Annotated in this window: 9 protein-coding genes; 7 read left to right on the plus strand and 2 right to left on the minus strand. The window is 66.5% G+C overall.

The window, feature by feature from the left end; translation table 11 throughout:
- Both ELR45_RS42385 and ELR45_RS00035 read right to left on the minus strand, forming a co-directional pair.
- Positions 1–142, minus strand: a 142-nt coding sequence (locus ELR45_RS42385) for a rhodanese-like domain-containing protein (protein WP_420813784.1), incomplete at its 3' end; no start/stop codon positions are given.
- 43 nt (positions 143–185) lie between these two features.
- Positions 186–587 (minus strand): winged helix-turn-helix transcriptional regulator, encoded by a 402-nt coding sequence (locus tag ELR45_RS00035; RefSeq protein WP_129662461.1) that lies wholly within the window; start codon positions 585–587, stop codon positions 186–188.
- Between the two features lie 110 nt (positions 588–697).
- On the opposite strand from ELR45_RS00035, the gene ELR45_RS00040 reads away from it, so the two are divergent.
- The 7 genes from ELR45_RS00040 to ELR45_RS00070 form a co-directional block, all read left to right on the plus strand.
- Positions 698–1558, plus strand: coding sequence for an NAD(P)H-binding protein (locus ELR45_RS00040; RefSeq protein WP_129662462.1), 861 nt, complete (start codon positions 698–700; stop codon positions 1556–1558).
- Positions 1555–1956 carry a pyridoxamine 5'-phosphate oxidase family protein gene (locus tag ELR45_RS00045; RefSeq protein WP_129662463.1) on the plus strand — a complete coding sequence of 134 codons (402 nt, stop codon included), beginning with the start codon at positions 1555–1557 and terminating at the stop codon, positions 1954–1956. Before ELR45_RS00040 ends, ELR45_RS00045 begins: the two co-directional genes overlap by 4 nt.
- A gap of 103 nt (positions 1957–2059) precedes the next feature.
- Positions 2060–2929, plus strand: coding sequence for a haloalkane dehalogenase (locus ELR45_RS00050; RefSeq protein WP_129662464.1), 870 nt, complete (start codon positions 2060–2062; stop codon positions 2927–2929).
- A 68-nt stretch (positions 2930–2997) separates the two neighbouring features.
- Positions 2998–3603 (plus strand): DJ-1/PfpI family protein, encoded by a 606-nt coding sequence (locus ELR45_RS00055; RefSeq protein ID WP_129662465.1) that lies wholly within the window; start codon positions 2998–3000, stop codon positions 3601–3603.
- A 33-nt stretch (positions 3604–3636) separates the two neighbouring features.
- Entirely contained in the window at positions 3637–4455 is an 819-nt protein-coding gene (locus ELR45_RS00060; protein WP_205855605.1) for a putative protein N(5)-glutamine methyltransferase, read from the plus strand.
- Positions 4456–4591: 136 nt separating this feature from the next.
- Positions 4592–4852 (plus strand): DUF1918 domain-containing protein, encoded by a 261-nt coding sequence (locus ELR45_RS00065; protein WP_205855606.1) that lies wholly within the window; start codon positions 4592–4594, stop codon positions 4850–4852.
- 135 nt (positions 4853–4987) lie between these two features.
- Positions 4988–5767: polysaccharide deacetylase family protein (locus tag ELR45_RS00070; protein ID WP_165367324.1), on the plus strand; the 780-nt coding region annotated here is incomplete at its 3' end.

Consider the following 5767-nt stretch of genomic DNA (forward strand, 5'->3'; position numbering starts at 1 on the left):
CGTCGAGCCTGCCCGGCAGCTCACTCATCGGCACATGTACAGCGTGCGGAGCGTGTCCTGCTTGCCACTCCGGATCTTCCCGCACGTCAACCAGCCGGGCGTCTTCGGGTACAACACTCACATCGACTTCAGGTGCGTTCATACGCACCAGTCTCGCAGCACGCCGGACACGTACGACGGGCGGCTCAGGTGCCGCCGACCTGGTCGAACTCGGCCTGTGTGGCAAGTATGCCGTGTGCGTTGTCGCGGAGCCAGTAGAACAGCGTGGACAGCGGTTCACTGGTCCCGCGCCCCAGCGGCGTCAACCCGTACGACACCCGAGGTGGCGTCGACGGCTCCACCGTCCGCCAGACCAGGCCGTCCCGGACGAGCGTACGCAGCGTCTGCGACAGCATCTTCTCGCTGATCCCCTCGATCCGCTCCCGCAGCTCGTAGAACCGCAGGTCGCTCCCCCGCAACGCCAGTAGAACCCACACTCCCCACCGGCTTGTCACATGGTCAAGCACGTGACGAGCCGGACAGTCGGTGTGAAACACGTCACTGTCCGCGAACGACGACCACTCCGTGACCTGAACCCCGTTCTCCACGTCTTGAGCTTACCCGAAGGTATGTCCTTTCCATGAGTAAGTTTCCTGCCTAGCTTGGGTGGCACGACGCAATTCGGCAGTCGTTCAACTGATAAAACGGGAGCAAGATCGTGATTGTTGTCACCGGAGCGACGGGAAACGTCGGACGGTCGCTTGTGCGAACACTCAAACATGGCGGGACGGAGATAACGGCTGTCTCACGCGGGGCGTCCGGTGCACACAACGTCCCCGATGGCGTCCGGCACCAGCCGGCAGACCTGTCCGACCCTCAGAGCCTGAAGGCCCCGTTCGATGGGGCGGAGGCGCTGTTCCTCCTCGTGGCCGGCGAGATGCCGCGAGAGATCATCGACGTCGCCCAGGCCAGCGGGATCCAGCGGCTCGTTCTGTTGTCCTCTCAGGGCGCTGGGACACGGCCGGAGGCTTACCACCACCCACGATCGTTCGAGGACGCCGTGCGCGGCTCGGGTCTGGACTGGACGATTCTCCGATCCGGCGGGCTCAACTCCAACGCGTTCGCCTGGGCCGAGGCCGTGCGCGCGCGGCGAACCGTCATCGCGCCGTTCGGCGACGTCGCGCTACCCACCATCGACCCGGCCGACATCGCAGACGCCGCCGCAACGATCTTGCGCGACGGCCGCCACTCCGGCCTGACCTACGACCTCACCGGACCAGAGCCGATCACGCCGCGGCAGCGGGCCAGCGCGATCGGCGCGGCGTTAGGAACGCCAGTACGATTCATCGAACAAGACCGCGACGAGGCACGCGCCGAGATGCTGCGGTTCATGCCCGAGCGGGTCGTTGACGGCACCCTGTCCATTCTGGGCGATCCGCTGCCCGGGGAGCAGAGGGTGGGCACCGGCGTCGAGCGGATCCTGGGACGTGCACCGAGGACCTTCGCTGACTGGGCAGTCCGCAACGTCGCAGCCTTCACCAACGCTGCGGCGGCAGAGTCACAAGGTGGGCGCGCGTGAAGAAGTCGCCGTCGCACCTCACCGCCGCGGCAGAGGCGTTTCTGGCTGAACCGCATCTCGCGACTCTGACCACGTTCCGGCCCGACGGCTCACCGCACGTCGCACCGGTGCGCTTCACGTGGGACGGTCATGCCCGCCTGGCACGTGTCATGTCCGTGGGCTCGCGCCGGAAGGCCACGAACGTCGAGGCGCATCCGGACCGCCAGATAGCGCTCTGCCAGGTTGTGGGTTTCCGGTGGATCACTCTCGAAGGGACCGCCATGGTGTTCAACGATCGCTCGCGTATCGCCGAAGGTACCCGGCGTTACGCCCAGCGTTACTCAAGCTCGCCTCCCACCCCGTCTGGGCTGGTGGTGATCGAGATCGCCGTCGACCGTGTGATGGAGCTCAACAACTGATCCGCTGGAAACCACCTCCGGCTTTTGACCCCACTCCCCTCGGCCACCTCACACGGCAAGGCCAGACGAGAAGACCAACGCGAACACGAGAGGTAACACGTCCATGCCCACAGCACACGTACATGACTCGACGATCTTCTACCGCGAGTCCGGTGCCGGCATACCGCTGGTGTTCCTGCACGGCAACCCGACGTCGTCGCACTTGTGGCGGCATGTCATGCCCGCCGTCGGCGATCCCGGCCGGCGGCTCGCGCCCGATCTCATCGGGATGGGTGACTCAGGTAAACCGGATATCGAATACACATTCGATGACCACACACATTATCTGGATGCATGGTTCGACCAGCTCGGGCTCGACGACGTCGTGCTGATCGGTCACGACTGGGGTGGCGCGCTCGCCTTCGACTGGGCCGCGCGTCATCCCGGGCGAGTCCGGGGCGTCGCGTTCACCGAGACGATCGTCAAGCCGATGGAGTGGGAGGAGTTTCCAGAGGCCGGCCAAGAGATCTTCCGTTCCATCAAGACGCCTGGCGTCGGCGAGACGATGATCCTCGACCAGAACGCCTTCATTGAGCAACTCTTGCCGGGGAGCGTCGCCGCTCCCTTGAGCGACGACGATCTCGCGATCTACCGCAAGCCCTTCCCGACTCGTGACAGCCGTCGCCCGCTGCTGCAATGGCCCCGTGCGATGCCGCTGGGCGGCGAACCGGCCGACGTCGTCGCCAGGATCGCCGCCTACGACAAATGGCTCGCGACCAGCGACGACGTGCCTAAGCTCCTGCTGACCTTCCAACCCGGAGCCGGAACGATGATGGGACCGGAGACGATCGCCTGGTGTGCCGCGAACGTGGCCCGCCTAGAGATCGCCGAGCACGCGCTCGTCGCCGGCCATCACACGCCAGAGGACCAGCCAGCGGCGGTGGCGACGTCCGTCGCGGCCTGGGCGGACCGGCACGGCTTGCGACACGAGTAGCCCTTTCCCGATTGCAGGTGACAGGTGTGCCGGCGAACGAGAAGACCGCGAGGTGGTTGGATGGGAGCGTGACTGATAACTCTGCGACCAAGCAGATCGGGATCGTGCTGTTTCCCGACGTCGAAGAGCTCGATGCGGTCGGCCCGTGGGAGGTTCTGTCCTTCTGGACCCATCGGTTCCCGGAGGACGGCTACGCGGTCTCCTGCCTGTCGAAGGACGGCGGCCCGGTGGCGTGTGCCAAAGGGCTGACCATCCAGGCGCACCACTCGTTCGACGACGCCCCACCCCTCGAGGTGGTCGTCTTTCCCGGTGGCCGAGGCGCTCGGCCGCTCCTGAACGACGACACGTACCTGGACTGGGTCCGCCGCCAGCGGACGACGGCGACCATCATGACCAGTGTCTGCACCGGATCGCTCGTATACGCGGCGGCAGGGCTGCTGAAGGGGCGCCCGGCGACCAGCCATTGGGGATCGCTGGATCGGCTCGCCGAGATCGACGCCACTGTCGACGTCCGCCGCGACGAGCGATTCGTCGACGACGGCGACGTCGTCACCTCGGCGGGCGTCTCCGCAGGCATCGACATGGCACTCCACCTCGTCGCGCGCCTGGCCGGTGTCGACCGAGCGCGCGAGGTCCGGCGCGGTATCCAGTACGACCCGGAGCCGCCCGTCTGATCGACCGGCGTCCCCGCGATCGGAGCTCGTACTGTGCCTGGCGAACCTGTCGGCGACATCGTGGGTCGCCTGCGTGCCGCGGGGTGCGTCTACGCCGAGCAGGAGGCGGAGCTGCTCATCTCGGCGGCGGGAGGGGCAGCCGGAGGAGCAGCCGAACTTGCCCGGATGGTCGAGCGGCGAATCGCGGGACTGCCCCTCGAGCATGTCCTCGGATGGGCAGAGTTCTGTGGCATCCGCGTCGCCGTCGAACCGGGCGTCTTCGTACCCCGGCGGCGCACCGAACTGATGGTCGACCAGGCCGCCGAGCTGCTCGGCGCGGTCGAGAGCGGCGGCGAGGCGATCGTAGCCGACCTGTGCTGCGGCTCCGGAGCGATCGGGATGGTGCTCGCAACCCGGATGGACCGCCTCGAGCTTCATGCCGCCGACCTCGATCCGGCTGCGGTCCGATGTGCCCGTCGCAACATCGCCGACGTCGGCGGCCGCGTATACGAAGGTGACCTGTTCGAGCCTCTCCCCGATCGCCTGCGTGGCCGCATCGACGTCCTCATCGCCAACACGCCATACGTGCCTACCGAGAAGATCGCACTGATGCCTGCCGAAGCCCGCCTGCACGAGCCGCGGGTCGCTCTTGACGGCGGCGCCGACGGGCTCGATGCCCAGCGGAGGGTGGCCGCGGCTGCGCCGTACTGGCTCACGCCAGGTGGCCATGTGCTGGTCGAGACGGGCGAGGATCAGGCCGTGGTGGCCGTCGACATGTTCGGTCGCAACGGGCTGCTGACGCGCGTCGTCGGTTCCGACGAGCTCGGCGCCACTGTCGTCATCGGAAGACTTCCACTCGATGGATCCAGGTGAGCATCGCTCGGACGGACATGTCATCTCGGGATAGCCGAGTCACGAACCCGGTGCGGCGGGGTAAACGCCGCGATAACTCCACAGCCAAACGTCCAGACCATCTTGCGAACGCCGCCTGCCGAGGCGCAGGCTGGGTATGAGGTGGCTACGGATCGCGAGCGCAGAGATGCTCAACGACTTCCAGGAGGGTGACGTGCAAGCACACACAGGAGACCATCTGGTCATCGAAGGGGCCAAGGTCGGGCTCGGACGCCGTGACGGCGAGATCCTCGAGACCCACGGCCCTCAGGGCGAGCCGCCGTTCTTGGTCCGCTGGACCGACAGCGGCTCCGAGGCGCTCGTCTACCCCGGACCGGATGCCCACATCCAGCCCGCGGAGAGTGAGAGGTCGAACTGACACTCGTGCCGCTAGCGGTCATCACTCAGGCTGAGGATCCATAAACCGGGTGAATTGCGGCGAGTCGCTCCCGCACCCCGCTCGTGATCGTTTACGATCATTGGACCGGACACGTGCTCGGTGCTGGGGAGACACATGAAGCCAACGGGTCCCATATTGATCGGCCTGGTCATCGGGATGATCGCATTCAGTATGAGCAACAACAGCTCGGCTGACGAGGAGGACGCGGCCAGACGCTCGGATGACTCTGCCTCGAGCGACGATTCGGGTGATGGCGGCGGATCCGGCGCAGGTGACGAAGACGGCGACGACGCAGACGAGGACGAGGCCGGCGATGAGGCGGAGGACAGCGGCGGTGACCGCGAATTCCCCGACACCGGCGGTGCTGACGTGCCCGAGTTGCCCGAGAGTTCGAGCGGCGCTGCCCCGGTCACCTTGACGTTCGACGACGGCCCGCATGCTACCTATACGGCACAGATCCTGGACATGCTCGCCGCGCACGAGGCCACGGCGGTGTTCTGCATCGTCGGAGAACAGGCCCGCAACCAGCCCGAACTCGTGCGACGCATCGTCGACGAGGGGCATGCGCTGTGCAACCACTCGTACAGCCATGACGCCGAGCTCAGCACACGACCGGTCGACGTCATCGAGAAAGAGATCACCGACACGTCTGACGCGATCGCCGAGGCGGCCCCCGACGCACCGGTTCGGTTCTTCCGGCAACCCGCGATGTACGTCACGCCCGAGGTCGCCCCGACAGCCAGGGACCACGGGATGACGATCCTCGACTGGACCCTCGACACCCGCGACTGGAAGCGACCGGACGCCTCGACGATCGTTGAGCGGGTGCTCGATGACGTGCAGCCTGGTGATGTCATTCTCCTGCACGACGGTGGCGGGGACCGCACCAACACC

The sequence above is a fragment of the Phytoactinopolyspora endophytica genome, from assembly GCF_004138495.1.
Lineage (GTDB): Bacteria > Actinomycetota > Actinomycetes > Jiangellales > Jiangellaceae > Phytoactinopolyspora > Phytoactinopolyspora endophytica.